This is a genomic window from Xanthomonas sp. 60 (genome assembly GCF_011761925.1).
In genome coordinates, this window is record NZ_JAASQW010000004.1 from 278,857 (window position 1) to 301,011 (window position 22,155).

The window sequence follows — 22,155 nt, forward strand, 5'->3', positions numbered from 1 at the left end:
AGCGCCGTGCGGGGGACGTATCGACCGATCCTAGCATGGGCGTTTTAGGGCGATAACCCCGGCGTTTTCCTGCTGCATGGCAGCATTTTCGCTGACGATGCGTGTTGGACTGCGCGTTGCGGGCAGCCGCCCGTACAATGCGCGCCATTGTCGACCCGTTGGCGCGCGCAGCTTTGAAAAAGTCCGATTTCCATTACGATCTGCCCCCTGAACTGATTGCCCAGGCGCCGCTGCCCGAGCGCTCTGCCAGCCGCCTGCTGGTGGTCCCGCCCGCACCCGGCGCGCTGCAGGACACGCACGTGCATGCGTTGCCGTCACTGCTGCAGCCAGGCGATCTGCTGATCTTCAACGACACGCGCGTGATTCCGGCACGCTTGTTCGGGCAGAAGGCCACCGGCGGCCGCGTGGAGATCCTGATCGAGCGCCTGCTGGGGGGCCAGCAGGCACGTGCGCAGGTGGGTGCGAGCAAGACGCCGAAAGCAGGCAGCCGCATCGCGCTCGACGCCGGCGGAGAGGCCGAGGTGCTGGGGCGTGACGGCGAGTTCTTCGTGCTGGCGTTCCACGTGCCCGAGCCGCTGGAGCAGTGGTTGCTGCACGCGGGCCGCTTGCCGCTGCCGCCCTACATCCAGCGCGAGCCCGGGCTGGATGACCGGGAACGCTACCAGACCGTGTTCGCGCGCGAGGTGGGCGCGGTGGCTGCGCCGACCGCAGGGCTGCATTTCGACGATGCCCTGCTGGCCACCCTGCGCGGGCAGGGCGTGGCCTTCGGCCATGTGACGCTGCATGTAGGGGCCGGCACCTTCCAGCCGATGCGCGCCGAGGCGTTGGAGGACCACGTGATGCACCGCGAATGGCTGAACGTGGGGGCCGAGCTGGTGGAGCAGGTACGGCACACGCGCCAGGCCGGTGGCCGGGTGATCGGCGTGGGCACCACGGTGGTGCGTGCGCTGGAAAGCGCGATGCGCGAAGGGGAGCTGCTCCCGTTCGCGGGCGAGACGCAGATCTTCATCACGCCGGGGTACCGGATCCGCAGCGTCGACGCCATGGTCACCAACTTCCATCTGCCGGAAAGCACGCTGCTGATGATGATCTCGGCTTTCGCCGGCAGGGAGCGGGTGTTCGAGGCCTATCGCCATGCGATCGCGCAGCGCTACCGGTTCTTCAGCTACGGCGATGCGATGCTGCTGTTCCCCGGGAAATGAGGCCCTGCTGGGCGGCCTGCGGCAAAGTGCGAGACAATGGCCCGCTATCTGTCCAAACAACCGCGCCATGTCCCGACTGCAGTTCCAGCTCAAGACCACTGATGGCCGTGCCCGCCGGGGCCGCCTGACCTTCCCGCGTGGCACCGTGGAGACCCCCGCGTTCATGCCGGTGGGAACCTATGGCTCGGTCAAGGGCATCCTGCCGGAGCACATCCGGGCGCTGGGCGCGGAAATCATCCTCGGCAACACCTTCCACCTGTACCTGCGGCCGGGCCTGGACGTCATCGCCGACCACGGCGGCCTGCACGGCTTCGCCCGCTGGGACGGCCCGATCCTCACCGACTCGGGTGGCTTCCAGGTGTTCTCGTTGGCGCATCGGCGCAAGATCACCGAGCAGGGCGTGACCTTCGCTTCGCCCACCGACGGTGCGCGCGTGTTCCTCGGCCCCGAGGAAAGCATGAAGATCCAGAAGGTGCTGGACTCGGACATCGTGATGATCTTCGACGAATGCACGCCGTACCCGGCCACCGAGGACGTCGCCCGCCGCTCGATGGAGCTGAGCCTGCGCTGGGCGCAGCGCAGCCGCGAGGCCCACGACGGCCTGGGCAACGACGCGGCCCTGTTCGGCATCGTGCAGGGCGGGGTGCACACCGACCTGCGCAGCCGCTCGGCCGATGCGCTGCAGGCCATCGGTTTCGATGGCTATGCGATCGGGGGGCTGGCCGTCGGTGAGCCGGAGGACGAGCGCAATGCCATGCTCGAGCACCTGCATCCGCTGCTGCCGGCGGACCGCCCGCGCTACCTGATGGGCGTGGGCCGGCCGGAGGACCTGGTAGAGGGCGTGGCGCGCGGGGTGGACATGTTCGACTGCGTGATGCCCACCCGCAATGCCCGCAACGGCCACTATTTCACCTCGTTCGGCACCGTACGCATCCGCAACGCCCGGTATGAGCGTGACATGGAACCGATCGAGCCGGGCTGCGGCTGCTACGCCTGCGCCGGTGGCTTCACCCGGTCCTACCTGCGCCACCTGGACCGCTGCAACGAGATGCTGGCGCCCATGCTGGGCACTCTGCACAACCTGTATTACTACGAAAAGCTCATGGCCGACGTGCGCGCGGCCATCGAAGCGGGAACTTTCACCGCCTTCCGCGAGTCCTTCTACGCAGCCCGCCGGGCGGTGGCGCCGGCGCTCTGAGCGGGCGCCCCCGCCGAACGGCCCAAGGACGCAGCGCCGGGGCCGTGGCATACTTCGAGGCTGACCCGATCTGCGCCTGCGCCCGTGCCCTCCCTGGCCGGGACGCGGCCCAACCAAAGGACTCCAATGAACCTGCTCGATTTCCTGATCCCCACCGCCCACGCCCAGGCCGCCGGTGGGCCGCCGTCGGGCATGGGGGGTCTGAGCACCCTGCTGTTCCCGGTGATCCTGATCGCCATCATGTACTTCCTGATGATCCGCCCGCAGATGAAGCGGCAGAAGGAGCACAAGGCGATGCTGGAGAAGATCAAGCGCGGCGATGAAGTACTGACCAACGGCGGCATCGCCGGCAAGGTCACCGACATCGGCGACAACTTCGTGACCCTGGAGGTGGCTGACAACGTCCGCATCCGCGTGCAGAAGGGCGCGGTTGGCAACGTGCTGCCGACCGGCACGCTGGACTCGGCCAAGTAAGCCACACCCTTTCCGAAGCACAACCGCGGCGCCGGGGATGGCGCCGCGCGGGACCCAAGCAATGCTCGAATTTCCTCGCTGGAAGTACTTCGTCATCCTGATCGTCCTGGCGATCAGCACGCTGTACGCGCTGCCCAACATCTATCAGAAGGACCCGGCCATCCAGATCACCGCCAACCGTGGCGGACAGATCGATGACGCCCTGCGTACCCGGGTGCTGGCCGACCTCAAGGCCGCCAATGTCTCGCCGCTGGCGGTCGAACAGGAAGGCGACAGCCTGATCGTGCGGCTGCCCGATCCGGCCACGCAGACGGCCGCCAACGACGTGCTCAAGCAGAGCGTCGGCGAGGATTACGTGGTCGCGCTGAACCTGGCTTCCACGGTGCCGGAATGGCTGGCCAACCTCGGCGCGCAGCCGATGGTGCTGGGCCTTGACCTGCAGGGCGGCGTGCACTTCGTGCTGCAGGTGGACCAGAAGGCCGCACTGGACAAGCGCCTGGACGGTTATACCGAGGACGTGCGTACGAGCCTGCGCGAGGCCAGGATTCCATACCAGTCGGTGGAGCGCCGTGCGGACAACACCATTGTCGCCAACCTCAGCCCCTCGGCGGGCGAGGGCGCCGGCCTGCGCGCGCGCGATGCGCTCTTCGCCACCCAGCCCACGCTCGGTTACGAAGTGGTGGGCAACCGCCTGACCGTTTCGGTTCCGGAGAGCGAGATCGCCGACATCGCCAACGGGGCGATCGAGCAGAACGTCAACACGCTGCGCAACCGCGTTAACCAGCTGGGCGTGGCCGAGCCGATCATCCAGCGCCAGGGTGCCGACCGCGTGGTCGTGCAGCTGCCGGGCGTGCAGGACACGGCCGAAGCCAAGCGCATGATCGGCGCGACCGCCACGCTGGAATACCGCGCGGTGATCGAAGGCAACGCACAGGACGCCATCGCCAGCGGCCGCATTCCGCCGGAGGCCAAGGTGTACCAGCAGCGTGACAACCGCGGCCCGGTGCTGCTGGCCAAGCGCGTGATCGTCACCGGCGACCAGATGGTGGCCGCGCAGGCCACCACCGACCAGAACGGTGCCGCGGCGGTGAGCGTGACGCTGAACAACGCCGGCGGCCAGCGCATGTTCGATTTCACCAGCGCCAACGTCAACAAGCCGATGGCCGTGGTCTACACCGAACGCGTGCCCACGGTGGAGACGGTGGATGGCAAGGAAGTGCGCAGCTTCCGCGTCAAGGAAGAAGTGATTTCCGTAGCGAACATCAATGGTGTGTTCGGCAAGAACTTCCAGACCACCGGCCTGGAGAAGAAGGAAGCCGAGGACCTGGCCAAGCTGCTGAAATCCGGCTCGCTGGCCGCGCCGATGGACTTCGTGGAAGAGCGCATCGTCGGCCCGAGCCTGGGTGCGGAGAATGTCGAGCGCGGCGTCACCGCCGTCGGCTTCGCCTTCCTGTTCACCCTGGTGTTCTTCACCGTCTATTACCGCGCCTTCGGTGTGATCACCTCCATCGCGATGCTGTTCAACCTGCTGATCGTGGTCGCGGTGATGTCGCTGTTCGGGGCGACCATGACCCTGCCGGGCTTTGCAGGCCTGGCGCTTTCGATCGGCCTGTCGGTGGACGCCAACGTGCTGATCAACGAGCGCATCCGCGAGGAACTGCGTGCCGGCATGCCGGCCAAGGCCGCCATCGTGGCCGGCTACGAGAAGGCGTCCGGTACCATCCTCGACGCCAACCTGACCGGCATCCTCGCCGGCGTGGCCCTGTACGCCTTTGGTACCGGTCCCCTGCGAGGCTTCGCGGTCACGATGGTGGTCGGCATCATCGCCTCGATGTTCACTGCCATCACCGTGTCCCGTGCCCTTGCCGTGCTGACGTACAGCCGCCGCAAGAAGCTCAAGACCCTGGCTATCTGACGGGATAGGAACGCAACCATGAAACTGTTTCCGCTTCACCTGATCCCGAACGACACCAAGTTCGACTTCATGCGCACCCGTTGGGTGGCCATCGGCATCGCGCTGGTGGTGTTCCTGGTGGCCTTCGGCAGCATCGTGGGCAAGGGCTTCAACTATGCGCTGGACTTCACCGGCGGTACCGTGGTGGAAGTGCGGTTCGAACGCGCTGCGGATATCGACGCGGTGCGCGAGCACCTGGAGACCGCCGGGTATGCCGGCGCCCAGGTGCAGAGCTTCGGCAGTGGTACCAACCTGCTGATCCGCCTGCAGCCGCAGGAGCTGGGTCAGGGCGAAAGCGCCGGCGATGCCAACACCCGTACGGCCGAGGCCGTGCGTACGGCGGTGTCGCTGGATGGCAACGCGGCCACGGTGCTCTCCTCGGAGTTCGTCGGCCCGCAGGTCGGCAAGGAGCTGGCGCTGAACGGCGTGTACGCGGCGCTGTTCGTGCTGATCGGCTTCCTGATCTACATCGGCTTCCGCTTCGAGTGGAAGTTCGCCGTGGTCGCCATCATCACCACGCTGTTCGACGTGCTGGTGGTGGCCGGGTACTTCTCGCTCAGTGGGCGCGAATTCGATCTGACCGTGCTGGCCGGCCTGCTCTCGGTGATGGGTTTCTCCATCAACGACACCATCGTGGTGTTCGACCGTGTCCGCGAGAACTTCCGCAGCCTGCGTGTCGAGCCGCTGGAAGTGATGAACCGCTCGATCAACCAGACCCTGTCGCGCACCATCATCACCTCGCTGGTCTTCTTCCTGTCGGTGCTGGCGCTGTACCTGTACGGCGGCGGTTCGCTGGAAGGACTGGCGCTGAGCCAGATGATCGGCGCGGTGATCGGTACGCTGTCTTCGATCTTCATTGCCTGCCCGCTGTTGACCATGGGCGTGCTTGCGGTGACCAAGCAGGACCTGCTGCCGAAGGCCAAGGATGTGGAAGCGCTGGCACGTCGCCCGTAAGCCACGCGTCCAGGTCGTCCGGAAAACCCCGCCACGGCGGGGTTTTTTCATGGGCCCGCAACCGAAGCAGCCGAGCATACGCCGCCGTCGGTTGTGCAATGGCGACCCGCGCACTACGCTTCTGCCGTTCGCATGCACCCGCGTGCGCTGTTCCTGCAGTGCGCCTGCCGCACCCGCCAATACCGAGGTCTTCATGGTCATCAAACCGCGCGTTCGCGGCTTCATCTGCGTCACCACCCATCCCACCGGCTGCGACGCGGCGGTCAAGCAGCAGATCGATTACATCAAGGCGCGCCCGCCGATCCAGAACGGGCCCAAGCGCGTGCTGGTGATCGGCGCGTCCACCGGTTATGGGCTGGCCGCGCGCATCACCGCTGCGTTCGGCAGTGGCGCTGCGACGCTCGGCGTCTTCTTTGAAAAACCGGGTACGGACACCAAGCCCGGCAGCGCCGGCTGGTACAACTCGGCCGCCTTCCACAAATACGCCGGGCAGGCGGGCCTGTATGCGAAGAGCATCAACGGTGACGCCTTCTCCGACGAGGTCAAGGCCGAGACCATCAAGCAGATCAAGGCCGATCTCGGTCAGGTCGACCAGGTGGTCTACAGCCTGGCCGCACCGCGTCGTCGTCATCCGAAGACCGGGGAGATCATCAATTCCACGCTCAAGCCGATCGGCGCCCCGATCACGCTGCGCGGACTGGACACCGACAAGGAAAAGCTGACCGAAACGCACCTGGAACCGGCCACCGAGGCGGAGATCGCCGGCACCGTCGCGGTGATGGGGGGCGAGGACTGGCAGATGTGGATCGACGCACTGGCCGAGGCCGATGTACTGGCCAATGGTTGCACCACCACGGCCTTCACCTACGTCGGCGAGGAGATCACCCAGGCGATCTACTGGAACGGCAGCATCGGTGCGGCCAAGAAGGACCTCGACCAGAAAGTGCTGGGCCTGCGCGAGAAGCTGGCACCGATCGGCGGCGATGCGCGCGTCTCGGTGCTCAAGGCCGTGGTGACCCAGGCCAGCTCGGCCATCCCGACCATGCCGCTGTACCTCTCGCTGCTGTTCAAGGTCATGAAGGCCGAGGGTACGCACGAGGGCTGTATCGAGCAGCTCGATACCCTCTACGACATCCTTTACGGCGGCACCGCCGAAGGCACGGCGGTGGAGCGTTTGCGCACCACGCTGACGGCTGACGACGGCCGGCAGATCGCGTTGATGGACGAGGAAGGCCGGCTGCGGGCCGACTACAAGGAAATGTCGCCGGCGGTGCAGCGACAGGTCGTCGCACTCTGGCCGCAGGTCACCGATGCCAACCTGTATGAGATCAGCGATCTGGCCGGCTACAAGGCCGATTTCCTGCGACTGTTCGGGTTCGGCGTGGACGGCGTGGACTACGAGGCCGACGTTGATCCCGAAGTGCGGATTCCGGACCTGATCGACCTGACCTGAGCGGCCGCACGGCCCGGACAGGCGCGAAGAGGCCGGCCATGCCGGCCTTTTCCCTTCCGGGCCCAGACCGCGGCGGTTCTTTCAGGCCGAGTCCGATGGTCCGTGCTGTGCGCTGGCGGCACCGTGGCGTCAAGACCGGTGTCGGCGCCGTTACGCAGCAGGGGCGCCGCCCCCGGGATGCCGATCCGTCAGGGAGCCCGCCCGTGAACCAGCCTGCCTTGCCAGCAAGATTTGTCGCTACCGCGTCCATCGACACTGCCGCGCGTGCGGCGGTCACGCGCGGCGGCTTTCCGCCGCGTGACAATGTGCGTGCCATCGGCTGCGCCGGGAGGCGGCAGACCGTGCGCGCCGCCTTCGAGGCGGCAGGGCAGGGCACCACCCGCCACGATCTGCAGGACCGGGTGGATGCGGTACTCGGCAACGACCGCTTCCACGTGGTGCAGATGCAGGGAACGGCTGCACTTTGGCTTGTGCCCGGTGAGCGCGCGCCGTGCCAGACGCCGGGCAATACGACGATGCGCCTGATGCTTCATGGCCTGTCCCCCGGCATGGCGCGGTGGGTGCGTGTGCAGATCCACCTCGGGTGCGGCTTCCGCCGGCGCGGCACGCCGCTGCAGCGGGTGTACGAACAGACGCTGGCGCTCGCACAGCAGGACGGACTGGAGGGCGAGCTGACGCACGCCGACTGGCAGGCGTTGCAGCTGCGCGTGCAGCATGCCTGGCTGCAGAAAATGGAGCCGGCCCTGCGCATCATCGGCCGTCACCGCCTGCGCGCGAGGGTCGCTGCGCTTTCCTGCCGGCACGCGCCGGCGGTGCGCATTGTCTGGCTCCACGTGCTGCGCACCTGGGCCGAGGAAGCGACCGAGGCCGCGGCGCTGCCACGCCATGCGGATGCGGAGGCGGTATGTGAAGCGCTGATCCAGGCGCCGGAAACGCGCGCGCTTGGGCAGCAGCGGCTCGCCGAGTGCCTGCTGCAGCGCGCCGCCCTGGCACAGGGTGGTCACCAGCAAGCCCTCCTGCTGCGTGCGGGCAGCGCCGCAGAGGCATCGCTGGCACAGGCAGGCACAGCGGCCGCGGCGCTGGTCTGCGCCTGTGTCGCCCTGGTCAGGGCCGAGCGGGCGGCACCGGCGCTGGCCGACGCACTGCGTGGACAGGCGGCGCACCATCTGGCGCTGGCCGCCACCGAGCCCGCCCTGGCCGTCCGGGTGCAGCAGGCCCGCCGCGCGATCGAGCTCGCCCAGGAAGCCGGACAATCGGTTCCCTGCGGCTCTGCGGTAGGCGATCTGGCCCAGCAACACGCCGATCAGCAGCACACCCGCTGCGACCTCGGCACGCAGACATGGGTCCGCACCGTCGAGGCACGCCATCGACAGGGACAGCATGCGCAGGCCTGCATGGCGGCCGCGCAGGCGATGCGGCAGGGGCGCCTGCAATCACCGTTGGTCGCGGTGTGGGAGCGTGCCAGCGCGGCCTGGGGCGCGCAGCCCCTCGATGCCCAGGCGCGTCGTCACTGGCAGGCCAACGCGCGCGCCTGCCTCGTGGCGGGGCTGCAGTGCCGCTTGCACCGCACCGACGGGTGAGGCCGGCGCGGGCCGCGATGGCCCGCGCGCGCCGAGTGTGGTTCAACCGAAATCGAACGCCATGGACGGCGAGGCCGTGCCCACGAAATCTCCCTGTACGTAGCCCAGGCCGGCGCTGAACAGCAGGGTCATGGAGTTCGCATCGCTGACGAACTCGGCCATCGTGGTGATGCCCGCCGCCTGCGCGCGCTGGGTGATCTCCTGGACCTTCTCGAAATTCTCCCGGGTCGCGGTGGCATCGCGGGTGAAGCTGCGGTCGAGCTTGACGAACTGCGGCTGGAAGTGCGCCAGCAGCTGGAACGAGTCCAGGCCCGAGCCGAACTGCTCCAGGCCGATACGGCAACCCAGCGGTGCCACATCCTGCAGGAACTGCTGTGCATTGCGCAGGTGGGTGAACACCTTGGCTTCGGGTGCGTGCAGCCACAGCCGATGCCCGGGCACGCCCTGCGCGGCCAGGCCTTCGCGCAGCGTGGCGATGAGCCCCGGATCATTGAACGACTCCGGCGTGACGCGGACCAGTATCTGCGTCGGATGTCCAGCGCGCTCGCGTTCGCCAAGCACCACGAGGGCGCGCTTGACGACCCAGCGGTTGATGTCGGCCAGCAGCCCATGGTCCTCGGCGATGCCCAGGAACGTGGTGGGGCTGAGCAGCTCGCCGTTGCTCTCCAGCCGCAGGTAGGCTTCGTACAGCTCGAGCGGTTCGCCCTGCAGGCTCAGCACGGGCTGGTAGTGCAGCTGGAAGCCGTCGCCGTCCAGGGCGTCGCGCAGGCGCTCCACCCAGCGTGCCACGCGCTCTTCCTCGACCCGGTCCGAAGCGGCCGGGTCGAACACCCGCACGGTGTTGCCCAGCTCGGCGGCGGCCTGCATGCAATGGGTCGCGCGGGCCAGAACCTGGCCGATGCTGGCGATCTTCTCGCCGACCTGGACGCCACCGATGCTCACCGTGACCGTGGCCGAGCGCTCGCCGATGCTGAACACCTCGGCGGCGTACCCTTCGCGGATGCGTTCGGCCAGCGCCATGGTCGCCGCGTACGGACCATCCACCAGCACGGCGAAGCTATGCTCGCCGAAGCGGGCCACCTGGGCACTGTCGCCCACCGTGGCGGCCAGTGATCGGGCCAGCCCGTTGATCAGGGCATCGGCCGAGTCCAGGCCGATGTCCGGCAGCAGCCGCGCGTAATGATCCGGCTCGACCAGCAGCAGGCCGCACTGGCCTTCGCTGCGGCTCGCCTGGGCCACGGCATTCTCCACATGCACCATGAAGGTGGGACGGTTGAGCAGTCCGGTCACCAGGTCGCGCTGGCGCAGGTCCTCCACTTCCCGGGCGAGCTCGGCATCCAGTTCCATGCGGCGCCGGAACACCACCTGCAGGCAGGCTTCGCCTTCGTAGGTCGCGGGGGTGAACTCCATGGTGGCGGCGAACACGCTGCCATCCTGGTGACGCGCGTCGATCTGGTACTGCGGCGGCGGCGGCTCGCCCCTGGCCAGCGACTTCAGCAGCTGCTTGAAACTTTCCACATGCTGGGCGGCGACCATGTCCAGCAGCGAAATTCCTTCGATGTCATCGAAGGCCTCGTAGCCGAACATCTCCAGGTAGGCGTCGTTGGCCCGGATGTGCATGCCTTCGTGGATATAGGCGATAGGGTCGCGCGAGGAGGCGATGAGGGCGTCGCAGCGGCGCTCGGTCTCGCGCATCTGTGCCTCGATCCGGCGCAGCCCGCGGCGGGCCTGCAGGTCCACCCACTGGTCGCGCACCACGGCCAGCAGGTGGCCCGGGCGCTGGCGCAGGGCAAGGGCGCGGATGCCGCTCGCGCTGGCTTCCACCAGGGTGTCTTCCTCGATCCGGTCCACCAGCAGAATCACCGGCACATCCTTGCCACTGGCGGCGATCTGCTGGGCCACTGCGGACAGCGAAATGGCCTGCGAACCGGCGGCCAGCACCAGGTCGATGGGCTGGGCGCGGAGGACCTGTCCCAGTTCCTGCGCGTCCTGCGGGCGCGAAGGACGCACGGCGATGCCGCCGTTGCGCAGCGCGCTGACGATGGCCTCGGCGTTCTCGCCGCTGTCGTCCACGATCACCAGGCGCAGGGTGATGTCATTGCCGTTGTGCATTTGAAAAGCTCCCCAAGCTGCGCATTTGATACACGATGCACGTCCGCAGGTCCATGCGCCAGTCCAGCGCGTGCCCACGGACCGATGCCGCCGGGTGGCGCGCTACACCGCGCAGCCAGCGGCATGGCCGCTCGCCCAGGCCCATTGGAAGTTGTAGCCGCCAAGCCACCCGGAAACATCCAGCACTTCCCCGATGAAATGCAGGCCGGGCACCACGCGCGATTCGAAGGTGGAGGAGGCCACCTGCGCGGTATCCACCCCGCCCAGCGTCACCTCGGCTGTGCGATAACCCTCGGTACCGCTGGCCACCAGCGGGAAGGCACCGAGCAGCGCCGCCGCCTCGCGCAGTTGCGGCTCATCGATCTGCCTGACCGGCCGGTCAGGCAACCAGTGCTCGCACAGGCGCTGTGCCAGGCGCTTGGGCAGCACCTCGCCCAGCACGGTGCGCAGCTCGGCCGCGCCACGCGCCTGCTTCATCCCTCGCAGCCACGCCAGGGCGTCCTCGCCGGGCAGCAGGTCCAGGGTCAAGGCATCGCCGGGCTGCCAGTACGAAGAGATCTGCAGGATCGCCGGCCCGCTGACACCGCGATGGGTGAGCAGCATGAAGTTGCGGAACGCCGTGCCATTGCAGCGGGCTTCCACCGGCAGGGCCACGCCGCTCAGGTCAGCCAGCCGCTCCTGGTGCGTGCCGCTGAGGGTCAGCGGCACCAGCCCGGCGCGCAGGGGCAGCACGTTGTGGCCGAACTGCCGGGCGATGTCATGGCCGAATCCGGTGGCGCCCAGGCTCGGGATGGACAGCCCGCCGGTGGCCACCACCAGCGAGGCGCACTGGAACAGGCCCTGCGTCGTCTGCACCCGGAACCCGTCGGCGCCGCGCTCGAGGGCGGTGACCGCGCACTGCGTGCGGATCTGCACGCCGGCGGCCTGGCACTCGTCCACGAGCATGGCCACGATCTGCTTGGAGGAGACATCGCAGAACAGCTGACCCAGCTCTTTTTCGTGATACGCGATGCGGTGCCGCTCGACCATCCCGATGAAATCGGCCGGCGTGTAGCGTGCCAGTGCCGATTTGCAGAAGTGCGGATTTGCCGAAAGGAACTGCGCCGGGGTGGTGCCGGTGTTGGTGAAATTGCAGCGGCCACCGCCGGACATCAGGATCTTCTTCCCGACCTTGTTGGCGTGGTCGATGACCTGCACGCTGCGGCCGCGCTGCCCGGCCGTCAGCGCACACATCAGCCCGGCCGCGCCGGCGCCGATGACCAGCACGTCGCAGCGGATCGTCGCCATGCGGTCAGTCCTTGGCGCGCTTGCGCCAGACCGGGGTGACGTCGAGCTGCAGGTTGTCGCTGATCAGCTGCACCTCGGTGTCCTGGATCAGCACGCTCCAGCGCATCGCCCGCTGGATCTGCTGCGACCAGGGCTCGACGAACGCCGTGGGAAGGTCAAGCACGGACACATTGCCGAAGCGCTCCAGCCCCTTGCCCTGTTTCTGCCACCACACGTCGGAGGCGTGGCCTGCATAGGTCACAACCTGCACGCTCCGGCTGCGGTTGCTGGCCTTGCGGATGCGCGATTCATCCGGGTGCCCCAGATCGATCCAGCGCAGGATGTCGCCGGTGTAATCGTGCTCCCACAGGTCGGGCTCGTCGTCGGTGCTCAGTCCACGGCCGAACTCGAGCCTTTCCTCCGCATTGAGCGCAAAGGCGAGCAGCCGCACCATCAAGCGTTCGTCGGTCTCCGACGGGTGCTGGGCGAGGGTGAGGTTGTGGCTCGCGTAGTAACCGCGATCCATGTCGCTGATCTGCAGCTCGGCCTTGCGGATGGTGGCGGTGAGGGCCATGGGACTTCCGTGAGCAAAGAGCGCCATGATAATGGGTGGGCCATGCCGCCGTCCGATCCCATCACCGCTGCCGTTCCCGCCAGCCGCCTGCAGCTGCCGCCAGGTCCCTGGTCGAGCCTGCTGGAGGGGCTGTGCGCGCGCTTCCCGCGGATCAGCGCCGCGCAGTGGCAGCAGCGTTTCGCACGCGGGCGCGTGCAGGACGCCCAGGGCAGGGCGCTGGCGCCCGGGCACCCGTGGCGGGTGGGCCTGGAAGTGCGCTACTTCCGCGAGGTGGACGACGAGCCGGTGATCCCCTTCCAGGTGCAGGTGCTGCACCAGGATGACCACCTGCTGGTGGTCGACAAACCGCACTTCCTTCCTGTCATGCCAGCGGGACGCTTCGTGACGCAGACCGCGCTGGCGCGGCTGGTCGCCGCCACCGGCAATCCGGACCTGGTGCCGCTGCACCGCCTGGACCGGCTGACCGCCGGCCTGGTGCTGTTCTCCACGCATCGCCAGACGCGCGATGCCTATCAGCGGTTGTTCCGTGAACGGCAGATCGGCAAGCGCTACGAAGCGCTGGCCCCGGCACTGCCCGGCCACGCTTTTCCACGCATACGCCGAAGCCGGATCGTCCCGGGAGACCCGTTCTTCCGCATGCGCGAAGCCGAGGGCCATCCCAACAGCGAGACCCGGATCGACGTGCTCGGCGAGGTCGGGCCGGTCTGGCGCTATGCGCTGTCCCCGCTTACCGGCCGCAAGCATCAGCTGCGGGTCCACATGGCCGCGCTGGGCGCACCGATCCTGGGCGATGACCTCTATCCGGCATTGGCCGGCGAGCAGGAGAGCGTCGTTTCCCCGCCCCTGCAACTGCTGGCCCGCGAATTGACCTTCACCGACCCCCTCGATGGGGCCGAGCGCTGCTTTCGGAGCATGCGCAGTCTGACGCTGACGTGAGGGTGATCCGCATCCTGGCGTCGGAAAAGTCTGAATAGGCTGTTCCGGCGACAGCCGACACGGGGCAGGCCCTTGCGCCACGTGGGACGGCAACGTGTTCATGGATTAACGACGTGCCTATCGCTTTTTGCTGCGAACCCGCGTATCGTCCGTCTCACTGTGTTTGCTAGGGTCACCGTAAATCGTGGCCTGGTGCAGTTGATCTCACGATCCGCTCCATCGATCCGCTTTGCCAACGCCTGCAACTCAGTCTCGGCCCCGATACCCGGTGGCTGCGATTTATTTTTTTTTGTTCAGGAGTTTCAAAGATGTCTGATCGTCAGACCGGTACCGTCAAGTGGTTCAACGATGCCAAGGGCTTCGGCTTCATCACCCCGGAAAGCGGCCCGGACCTGTTCGTGCATTTCCGCGCCATCCAGGGCAACGGCTTCAAGTCGCTGCAGGAAGGCCAGAAGGTGACCTTCGTCGCCGTGCAGGGCCAGAAGGGCATGCAGGCTGACCAGGTGCAGGCGGTCTGATCCGCTTGCTGCCTTGAAGGTAGCCAGAGACGCCGGAAGCGCAAGCTTCCGGCGTTTTTTTTTGCTCATGCGCGCTCATGCCCCAGCGCCTCGCCGGCTCATCACGCGGCAGACCGTGGCGTGGTTCTAGCATCTGAGGCTCTCCTTTTCCGGCAGCCGTACATGATCGTCGTCCATCATCTTGAAAACTCCCGCTCCCTGCGCATCTTGTGGATGCTGGAGGAGCTCGGCCTGGACTACGAACTGCAGCAGTACGCACGCGATCGCAAGACCCTGATGGCGCCGGCCGCGCTGCGCCAGGTCCACGCGTTGGGCAAGGCGCCGATCCTGCAGGATGGCAACAGGATCCTGGCCGAATCCGGCGCGATCCTCGAATACCTCGCCGACCAGTACGACAGCCAGCGTACGCTTTCACCAGCGGGCACTCCGGCCGATGCGGACGAGCGTCTGGAGTATCGCTACTGGCTGCATTACGCCGAAGGCTCGGCGATGCCGCCGATGCTGCTCACGCTGGTTGTCGGGCGCATCCGCAGCGCGCCCATGCCGTTCTTCGCCCGGCCCATCGCACGCGCCATCGCTGACAGGATGGAGTCCGCGTTCGTCGGGCCGCAGCGCCACCTGCACCTGGACTGGATGGAGCGGCGCCTGGCAGGCAGCCCCTGGTTCGCCGGAGAGCGCTTCACTGCCGCCGATATCCAGATGAGTTTCCCGCTGCAGGCGGCGGCCGGGCGCGGTGACGGGCTCGGTGAGCGCCCCGCATTGGCGGCCTTCCTGCAGCGCATCGAGCGTCGACCTGCGTACCAGCGGGCCGTGGCGCGCGGCGGCGCGCTGACGCCGATCGGCGGCTGAGCTTGCGCCGGCCGGCGCCGACCCCCACCTGAAGGGGATGGACAACCTGCCCCCCCGTTTCGACAACCGGCTGCTGCGGCAGCTTCCCGGCGATCCCGAACAGGGGCCGCGACGGCGCGAGGTTCTGGGCGCGGCCTGGTCACCGGTGATGCCCACCCCGGTCGCCGATCCGCGCCTGCTGGCACGCTGGAATGAGGTGGCCGATCTGCTTGGACTGCCGGCTGACTTCCTCGCCAGCCCGGCGTTCGCCGAGGTGTTCGGCGGCAACGCCTTGCTGGAGGGCATGCAGCCGTGGGCCCACAACTACGGAGGACACCAGTTCGGGCACTGGGCAGGCCAGCTGGGTGACGGCCGGGCGATCTCGCTGGGCGAGCTGGTCACCCCGTCGGGGCAGCACTGGGAGCTGCAGCTCAAGGGAGCCGGACCGACGCCCTATTCGCGCGGTGCGGACGGGCGCGCCGTGCTGCGCTCCTCCCTCCGCGAGTTCCTGTGCAGTGAGGCCATGCATCATCTCGGGGTACCCACCACGCGCGCGCTGTCGCTGGTGGCGACCGGCGAGGACGTGGTACGTGACATGTTCTACGACGGCCATCCCCGGCCCGAGCCAGGCGCCGTGGTGTGCCGCGTGGCGCCCTCGTTCCTGCGCTTTGGCAGCTTCGAACTGCCTGCATCGCGCCGCGACGATGCGCTGCTGGAACAGCTGGCCAGGACCTGCATCGGACGTGATTTCCCCCGCCTGCAGGGCCAGGGCGAAGCGCTCTACGCTGCGTGGTTCGGCGAGGTCTGCACGCGCACCGCAGAGATGGTCGCGCACTGGATGCGCGTGGGTTTCGTGCACGGCGTCATGAACACCGACAACATGTCCATCCTCGGGCTGACCATTGATTACGGGCCTTACGGATGGCTGGAGGAATACGACCCCGATTGGACCCCGAACACCACCGATGCACAGCGGCGGCGTTACCGGTACGGCACGCAGCCGCAGGTCGCGTTCTGGAACCTGACGCGCCTGGCGCAGGCCATCGCGCCGCTGTTTGCCGACGTCGAGCCGTTGCAGGCGGGGTTGCAGGCCTTCGAACGCACGCTGGAAGCCTGCACACGCCGTGACATCGCCGCCAAGCTGGGCCTGTCCGCCGCCGGTGAGGCGGACCTGGCGCTGCACGCCCGCTGGCAGCAGCTGATGGCCGACGGTGGCATGGACATGACGCTGGCTTACCGTGCGCTGATGCGGCTGGATATCACGGCACCCTCCACGGCGCTGCTGGCGGCGGTGTTCCACGACCCGGCTCGGGCCGCAGCGGTGGACGCAGCGCTCCACGCCTGGCTGCAGGACTACGCCGCGCGCCTGGGCGGGGATCCGCTGACGGCGGCCGAACGTGCGCGGGTGCAGGGCAGGGCCAACCCGGTCTATGTACTGCGGAACTGGCTGGCGCACGAGGCCATCGAGCGCGCGGAACAGGGTGACATGGGCGGTGTGCACGCGCTCCAGGACGTGCTGCGTGAGCCGTACACCGAGCGCGCGGGGCTGACGCATTACGCACAGCCACGTCCTGCGTGGGCCGACCACAAAGCCGGCTGTTCAATGCTCTCCTGCAGTTCCTGAGCGGAGGGGCGGCACGGGCCTGGCACGACGAGCGCGCTGCCTGGCAGCCTGACGGCGACCGTGCACACGTGCCAAGCCACGCAGTGTGCGTTAATCGCACACGCGAGCGATAAACGCACTTGAATGGTGCAGTGCGATAAACCTAACGTCACCGTCGTTCCAAGCGATCCACCCTCGGCGGGACGCGGGCAGCGCGACAGGTGCTGACGCCAGGTGCAGGGGGAAGACCGCCGGAGCTCCTCCTTCTGTACGGAGTCTGCATGCGCCGTCATCGTCTGTTCCTGTCTCTGTTCCCGGCCCTGTGCCTGCCAGCCGCGGCACTGCCCTGCGTGGCGCTGGCCTACCAGGCCGAGCCGGCGCCCGCCGCGGTGCAGGTCCTGCCTGTAACCCGTTATGCCGACGATGACGCGGCCGGTTCGCTGCGCTGGGCGATCACGACCGCCAACAGCGCGCCGGGTCGCTACCGCATCGAGATCGGGGCCGTTGGCGCCGCGCCCTACGTGATCCGTCCGGCCTCGCCGCTGCCGGAGATCACCGGCCCGGTGCAGATCATCGGCGTGCCGTGGGCGCGCGATGGACAGCATGTGGCGATCGACGGATCCGCTTACGTGACCGGTACCGGCACCGATGCGTGTCCTGGCGCCGAGCGCGGGCAATCCGGCACCAATGTGCGCACGACCACGCTGCCCGGACTGGTGCTGCGCGACACGCGCGGCGTGGAGCTTGCCGGGCTAGAGATCCGCAACTTCTGCATCGGGGTGCTGGTCAACCGCTCCCGTGACAGCGAGATCCACGACAACCGGATCGTCGCCAACAAAGGCGGCGCCGGCATCATGCTGACCGGTGACGATGGCACGGGACAGTCCACGCCGGCCACGACGGTGCACAACCGGATCGTGCGCAACGAGTTCATCGACAATGGCGATGGCCTTGAACTGACCCGGGGTGCCGCCTGGAACCTGGTGGCCGACAACCTGTTCCAGTCCACCCCGGCCAATCCGGAGCCGTCGCAGGGCATCGAGATCCTGTGGGGCAACGACAACCAGGTGATCGGCAACCGGTTCGTCGATTACTCCGATGGGCTGCAGATCAACTGGGGCAACCGCAACTACATCGCGGGCAATACCTTCAGCGGCAATGCCATCGGCGTGAGCATCACCGGCAGCGGCAATGTGGTCGATGGCAACACGCTGTCGGCCAACGGGATCGGCATCGCGGTGCGCCCGCAGCCGGTAAGTGCACCGAACCGCTTCACCGCCAACCGACTGTTCGGCAACGGATTGCGGATCGAGCGCTGCGAAGCCGGCGGGGTCTGTTCGGACGCTGCGCCGCGCGGGGCGATCGTGTTCGGTGTTCCCGGGCTTGAGCACGCGGCATTCAAGGGCTCGCGCGGACGGGGCGTCGAGACGGATCCGGGCAGGCGCGCCCGCATCTGTACGGCCGACGCGCAGGCGGACTGCCAGCCGCCGCCCAACCTCGGCCAGCGCGCGCCGGTCCTCCAGGCGGTGCAGGGCGGGGCGTCCGGGCGCAGCGTGCACGGGGTGTTCAACGGGCCGCCCAACCAGCGCTTCCAGGTCGAGCTGTTCGGCAACACGGCCGCGCACGATCATGAGGCCGAGCGCGTGCTGGGCACCGTGCAGGCGGTCACCGATGCACAGGGGCAGGGCCGCTTCAGTGTTCCGCTGCAGCTGGGCCGCAACCTGGAGGACGTAGCCACTCTGACCGCCACGGTGACCTCGGCACAGGGCGCCACCTCTCCCCTGAGCGCGCCGCTGGCGCTGCACTGACCTGCCGCGAGGCCTTTGGCATGACATCACCCTCCGTCCTTCCGCTGCTGACGATCCTGGCGGCGCTGCTGGCGCCGGCCGTGGCCAATGGCCAGTCCGCGTCCTCCGACTACCGCAACAGCACCCTGACCGGCGACTGGGAGGGTCGGCGCAGCGCGCTGGCCGCGCGCGGCGTCCTCTTCCGCGGTGACTACGTGGGCGAGGCGATGGGCGTTGTTGACGGTGGCTACGGCGAAACCGGCGCCCGCTACACGCAGCAGCTTCGGCTCGGCCTGGATCTGGACATGGCCACGCTGGCCGGCTGGGAGGGGGGCGTGGTGCACCTGACGTTGAACGATCGCCGTGGCCGCAGTGCGTCGGCGGACCTGGTCGGCAACCGTTTTCCGATCCAGGAAGCCTACGGCGGCCAGTACACCCGGCTGAGCGAACTCAGCTATGACCAGACATCCGGTGACGGCGCGTCCTACGTCAAGCTGGGCTACTACGCCATGGGCAACCAGTTCGGGCTGCACAGCCTGCTCACCCATTTCGTCAACGCCGCCTTCTGCGCGCACCCGCTGGCGATGTCAGGCAACAGCGGGTGGTACAACTACCCGGTTGCCCGCTGGGGCGGCGAGGTGGCCCGGCAGATCGGGCCGGAATGGAACCTTCGCGCCGGATGGTTCCAGGTCAACCCGGCCCTGGGCGGCACGGTTGAACGCACTGCATTCCGCCCGTTCGCCAGCGGCACCACCGGCTCGCTGTACCCGGTGGAGGTGACCTGGCTGCCGGGCAAGGGCGGTGCGCACGAGGGCGTGTACAAGTTCGGTGCCTACTACGATTCCTCGCGCGTGGAACGGCGTGGCCTCGATGCCTCGCCGACGACCGGTCGCCATGGCGCCTACGTGCTCGCCGAGCAGCGCCTGACCCATGAAGCCGGCGATGCCAGCCGCGGCCTGACGGCGTTTGCGCAGTACATGGTGTCCGATACCGATACGGCCCAGATCCGCCGCTGGTATGCGCTCGGCGGCGTGTACCAGGGCATCGGCGGACGGGCGCAGGACAGCATCGCGCTGGGCTACGTCGGCGCCGACATCAACCGGCGCCTGGTCGACGCACGCCGCGCCGTGCTCGCCGGTGCACAGGTTCCGCCCGCGTCCCCGTTGTACCGGCTCAGCCAGGCCGAAGAACTGTTCGAGCTTTCCTACAGTGTGCAGGTCAACCCCTGGCTGATGATCCGTCCGGATGTGCAGTACATCGTCAATCCGGGGACCTTCGCCTACACCCGTACCGACAATGCCTGGGCGCTGGGCGTCCAGGCCAAGGTGACTTTCTGATGCCTCGTTTCCTTCGCGTCCGTTCGCCGCTGCGTCCCGCCGCTCTGCTGCTGGCCGCCACGTGCGCCTTGCTCGCCCCTGCCGCGCAGGCCACGGAAACAGCTGTCACGCCCTTGCAGGTGGGCGCGCTGCGGATCGGCGAGGGCCGGCCGAAAACCATTGTGCCGATCACCGCGGCGCAGGCGGATCTGGCGCTGCAGCAGGCCGCCGCCATCGCGGCCAGCCCGGCGACGGATCTTGCGGAGTGGCGCATCGACTTCCTGGATAGCGCCATCGATGGCGCTGCACTGGTGGCCCTGGGCAAGCGCATTGAACAGGCGCTGGGCGGCAAGCCCATGATCGTGACGTTCCGCACGAAGGCCGAGGGCGGCGCCAGTGCGATCAGTGATGCGGACTACGGTGCGCTCAACCAGGCGCTGCTGCAGGGCGGTTTCGCGCAGTTGCTGGACGTGGAAATGTTCCGTGACCGGCAGGTGGTGGCGGGACTGGTCAAGGCCGCGCACGCGGCCGGCGTGAAAGTGGTGATGTCCAGCCATGACTTCCGCGCCACGCCCCCGCGCGAAGAAATCGTCTCGCGCCTGCTGCAGCAGGAGGCCATGGGCGCGGACGTGTTGAAGATCGCGGTGATGCCGCGTGATGCGGGTGACGTTCTGACCCTGCTGGACGCCACCTGGCAGGTGCGCCAGCGCAGCGACCGGCCGCTGCTGACCATGTCCATGGGGGGCACGGGTGTGGTCTCGCGGCTGGCCGGAGAAACCTTCGGCCAGGCGATGACCTTCGGCATGATCGGTACGCCTTCGGCGCCGGGCCAGGTCGAGGTGGAGCCGCTGCGCTCGGTACTGGACGTCATCCATGCCTCACAGGCGGCGGGCCAGTGAAGCCACCGCCGCTGTCCCGCCCTCCCGTCCACTCCCGCAGGTGCACCGCATGAGCCATGCCGCCGTCCCCGTTTCGCCGTTGGCGCTCGAACGGATGACCCCGTTCCAGTGGACCGCCATCGCCATCTGCGTGGTGTTGAACATGCTCGACGGCTTCGATGTGATGGTCATGGCCTTCACCGCGCCGCATGTGTCCAGCGACTGGAGCCTGTCCGGCAAGGCGCTCGGGATGATGCTCAGTGCGGGACTGGTCGGCATGGCGCTGGGTTCGTTCCTGCTTGCGCCGTTGGCCGACCGCTGGGGGCGGCGGCCGATGATCCTGTGCTGCCTGCTCATCCTCACCCTCGGCATGGCGCTGTCCGCGCTGGCCGCCAGTGCATGGCAGCTTGCCGCGCTGCGCGTGTTCACCGGCGTGGGCATCGGCGGCATGCTGGCCGGCGTGGGGGTGATCACCGCCGAGTACGCGAGCCTGAAGTGGCGCAGTACGGCCGTGGCGCTGCAGGCCACCGGCTACCCGATCGGTGCCACCCTCGGCGGCGTGCTGGCGGCGTGGATGCTGCAGCACTTCAGCTGGCACAGCGTGTTCCTGACCGGCGCTGCGGCGTCCCTGGTGTGCATTCCCCTGGTGCTTCGCTGCCTGCCCGAATCACTGGACTTCCTGGTGGCGCGCCGCCCGCCCGATGCACTGGCGCGGCTCAACGCCCTGTTGACCCGCATGCAGATGCCGGCGCTGCACGCCCTGCCGCCGCCGCCGGCGCGCGCGGCACGTCGCAAGGGGTACGCCGCCCTGTTCGGCGGCGACCTGCGTCGGGTGGCGGTGTTCATCGCGATGGCGTTCTTCCTGCACATGTTCGCGTTCTATTTCGTGCTCAGCTGGACGCCCAAGCTGCTGGTCGCCTCCGGCGTTTCCGAACAGCAGGGCATCACCGGCGGCGTGCTGCTCAATCTCGGCGGCATCGTCGGCGGCAGCCTGTTCGGGTGGCTGGCATCGCGCATGGCGCTGTCGCGGCTGACCGCGGCCACGCTCGTGGTGGCCCTGCTCGGGATGCTGGTGTTCGCGGCGTTCAACACCGCACTTGGCATCGCGTTTCCGGTGGCGTTCGTCATCGGCGCGGCGTTGTTCGGGGCGATGGCCGGGCTGTATGCCGCAGCGCCGGTGGTGTTCGCCGCCGATGTGCGCACGACCGGGCTCGGCTGGGCGATCGGCATCGGGCGTGTCGGGGCGATCATGTCGCCGTTGACGGTAGGGCTGCTGGTGGATGCCGGCTGGCGGCCGGCCACGCTCTACGTGGTATGCGCGCTGCCGCTGGCGCTGGCCGCATGGGCCTGCCTGAAGCTGCGGGTCGGCGTTGGGCAGGCGCGCACATGAGAAAGGTGGTGTCAGCGCGCGATGTTCGATTATCGCATATTGGTTCGAATATCGAATTGACGTTACGGATCGCGCTGACGACGATATCCCTTCCCGCTTCAACCCCGCATGTCGCACCACGCCCTGCCGCCG

Annotated in this window: 18 protein-coding genes; 15 read left to right on the forward strand and 3 right to left on the reverse strand. The window is 68.0% G+C overall.

Annotation, left to right across the window (positions count from 1 at the left end; genetic code table 11):
• The first annotated feature begins 173 nt into the window (after positions 1–173).
• The 7 genes from queA to FHY09_RS11065 all read left to right on the forward strand — a co-directional run bounded on the left by queA (position 174) and on the right by FHY09_RS11065 (position 8,815).
• Positions 174–1,202 carry a tRNA preQ1(34) S-adenosylmethionine ribosyltransferase-isomerase QueA gene (gene queA / locus FHY09_RS11035; RefSeq protein ID WP_208407779.1) on the forward strand — a complete coding sequence of 343 codons (1,029 nt, stop codon included), beginning with the start codon at positions 174–176 and terminating at the stop codon, positions 1,200–1,202.
• 67 nt (positions 1,203–1,269) lie between these two features.
• Positions 1,270–2,400, forward strand: coding sequence for a tRNA guanosine(34) transglycosylase Tgt (gene tgt, locus FHY09_RS11040; RefSeq protein ID WP_166926917.1), 1,131 nt, complete (start codon positions 1,270–1,272; stop codon positions 2,398–2,400).
• 126 nt (positions 2,401–2,526) lie between these two features.
• Positions 2,527–2,874: a preprotein translocase subunit YajC gene (yajC, locus tag FHY09_RS11045; protein ID WP_166926918.1), complete on the forward strand. Its 348-nt coding sequence runs from the start codon at positions 2,527–2,529 to the stop codon at positions 2,872–2,874.
• A 61-nt stretch (positions 2,875–2,935) separates the two neighbouring features.
• A complete protein-coding gene (gene secD / locus FHY09_RS11050) occupies positions 2,936–4,789 on the forward strand; it encodes a protein translocase subunit SecD (protein ID WP_166926919.1) in 1,854 nt (617 codons plus the stop codon).
• Positions 4,790–4,807: 18 nt separating this feature from the next.
• Positions 4,808–5,782, forward strand: a complete 975-nt coding sequence (secF, locus tag FHY09_RS11055) for a protein translocase subunit SecF (protein ID WP_166926920.1) — start codon at positions 4,808–4,810, stop codon at positions 5,780–5,782.
• 193 nt (positions 5,783–5,975) lie between these two features.
• Positions 5,976–7,235 carry an enoyl-ACP reductase FabV gene (gene fabV, locus FHY09_RS11060; RefSeq protein WP_166926921.1) on the forward strand — a complete coding sequence of 420 codons (1,260 nt, stop codon included), beginning with the start codon at positions 5,976–5,978 and terminating at the stop codon, positions 7,233–7,235.
• A 203-nt stretch (positions 7,236–7,438) separates the two neighbouring features.
• A complete protein-coding gene (locus FHY09_RS11065) occupies positions 7,439–8,815 on the forward strand; it encodes a hypothetical protein (RefSeq protein WP_166926922.1) in 1,377 nt (458 codons plus the stop codon).
• A gap of 42 nt (positions 8,816–8,857) precedes the next feature.
• On the opposite strand, the gene FHY09_RS11070 is transcribed toward FHY09_RS11065, so the two are convergent.
• The 3 genes from FHY09_RS11070 to FHY09_RS11080 all read right to left on the reverse strand — a co-directional run bounded on the left by FHY09_RS11070 (position 8,858) and on the right by FHY09_RS11080 (position 12,767).
• On the reverse strand, positions 8,858–10,927 hold the full coding sequence (locus tag FHY09_RS11070; protein WP_166926923.1) for an EAL domain-containing protein: 2,070 nt from the start codon (positions 10,925–10,927) through the stop codon (positions 8,858–8,860).
• A gap of 102 nt (positions 10,928–11,029) precedes the next feature.
• The gene (locus tag FHY09_RS11075) at positions 11,030–12,214 is read right to left on the reverse strand and encodes a BaiN/RdsA family NAD(P)/FAD-dependent oxidoreductase (protein ID WP_166926924.1); all 1,185 of its coding nucleotides are present in this window, start codon (positions 12,212–12,214) and stop codon (positions 11,030–11,032) included.
• 4 nt (positions 12,215–12,218) lie between these two features.
• The gene (locus FHY09_RS11080) at positions 12,219–12,767 is read right to left on the reverse strand and encodes a YaeQ family protein (protein WP_166926925.1); all 549 of its coding nucleotides are present in this window, start codon (positions 12,765–12,767) and stop codon (positions 12,219–12,221) included.
• Positions 12,768–12,809: 42 nt separating this feature from the next.
• On the opposite strand from FHY09_RS11080, the gene FHY09_RS11085 reads away from it, so the two are divergent.
• The 8 genes from FHY09_RS11085 to FHY09_RS11120 all read left to right on the forward strand — a co-directional run bounded on the left by FHY09_RS11085 (position 12,810) and on the right by FHY09_RS11120 (position 22,023).
• Positions 12,810–13,703, forward strand: coding sequence for a pseudouridine synthase (locus FHY09_RS11085; protein ID WP_166926926.1), 894 nt, complete (start codon positions 12,810–12,812; stop codon positions 13,701–13,703).
• Between the two features lie 308 nt (positions 13,704–14,011).
• Positions 14,012–14,221: a cold-shock protein gene (locus FHY09_RS11090; protein WP_054659637.1), complete on the forward strand. Its 210-nt coding sequence runs from the start codon at positions 14,012–14,014 to the stop codon at positions 14,219–14,221.
• Between the two features lie 162 nt (positions 14,222–14,383).
• A complete protein-coding gene (locus FHY09_RS11095) occupies positions 14,384–15,070 on the forward strand; it encodes a glutathione S-transferase (RefSeq protein ID WP_166926927.1) in 687 nt (228 codons plus the stop codon).
• 37 nt (positions 15,071–15,107) lie between these two features.
• Positions 15,108–16,673 (forward strand): protein adenylyltransferase SelO, encoded by a 1,566-nt coding sequence (locus FHY09_RS11100; RefSeq protein WP_166926928.1) that lies wholly within the window; start codon positions 15,108–15,110, stop codon positions 16,671–16,673.
• Between the two features lie 260 nt (positions 16,674–16,933).
• Positions 16,934–18,460, forward strand: a complete 1,527-nt coding sequence (locus tag FHY09_RS11105) for a right-handed parallel beta-helix repeat-containing protein (protein ID WP_166926929.1) — start codon at positions 16,934–16,936, stop codon at positions 18,458–18,460.
• 20 nt (positions 18,461–18,480) lie between these two features.
• Positions 18,481–19,776, forward strand: a complete 1,296-nt coding sequence (locus FHY09_RS11110; protein WP_166926930.1) for a carbohydrate porin — start codon at positions 18,481–18,483, stop codon at positions 19,774–19,776.
• Positions 19,776–20,654, forward strand: coding sequence for a type I 3-dehydroquinate dehydratase (aroD, locus tag FHY09_RS11115; protein ID WP_166926931.1), 879 nt, complete (start codon positions 19,776–19,778; stop codon positions 20,652–20,654). Before FHY09_RS11110 ends, aroD begins: the two co-directional genes overlap by 1 nt.
• Positions 20,655–20,703: 49 nt before the next feature.
• Complete coding sequence (locus FHY09_RS11120) at positions 20,704–22,023, forward strand: MFS transporter (protein WP_166926932.1); 1,320 nt, start codon at positions 20,704–20,706, stop codon at positions 22,021–22,023.
• Positions 22,024–22,155 lie beyond the last annotated feature (132 nt).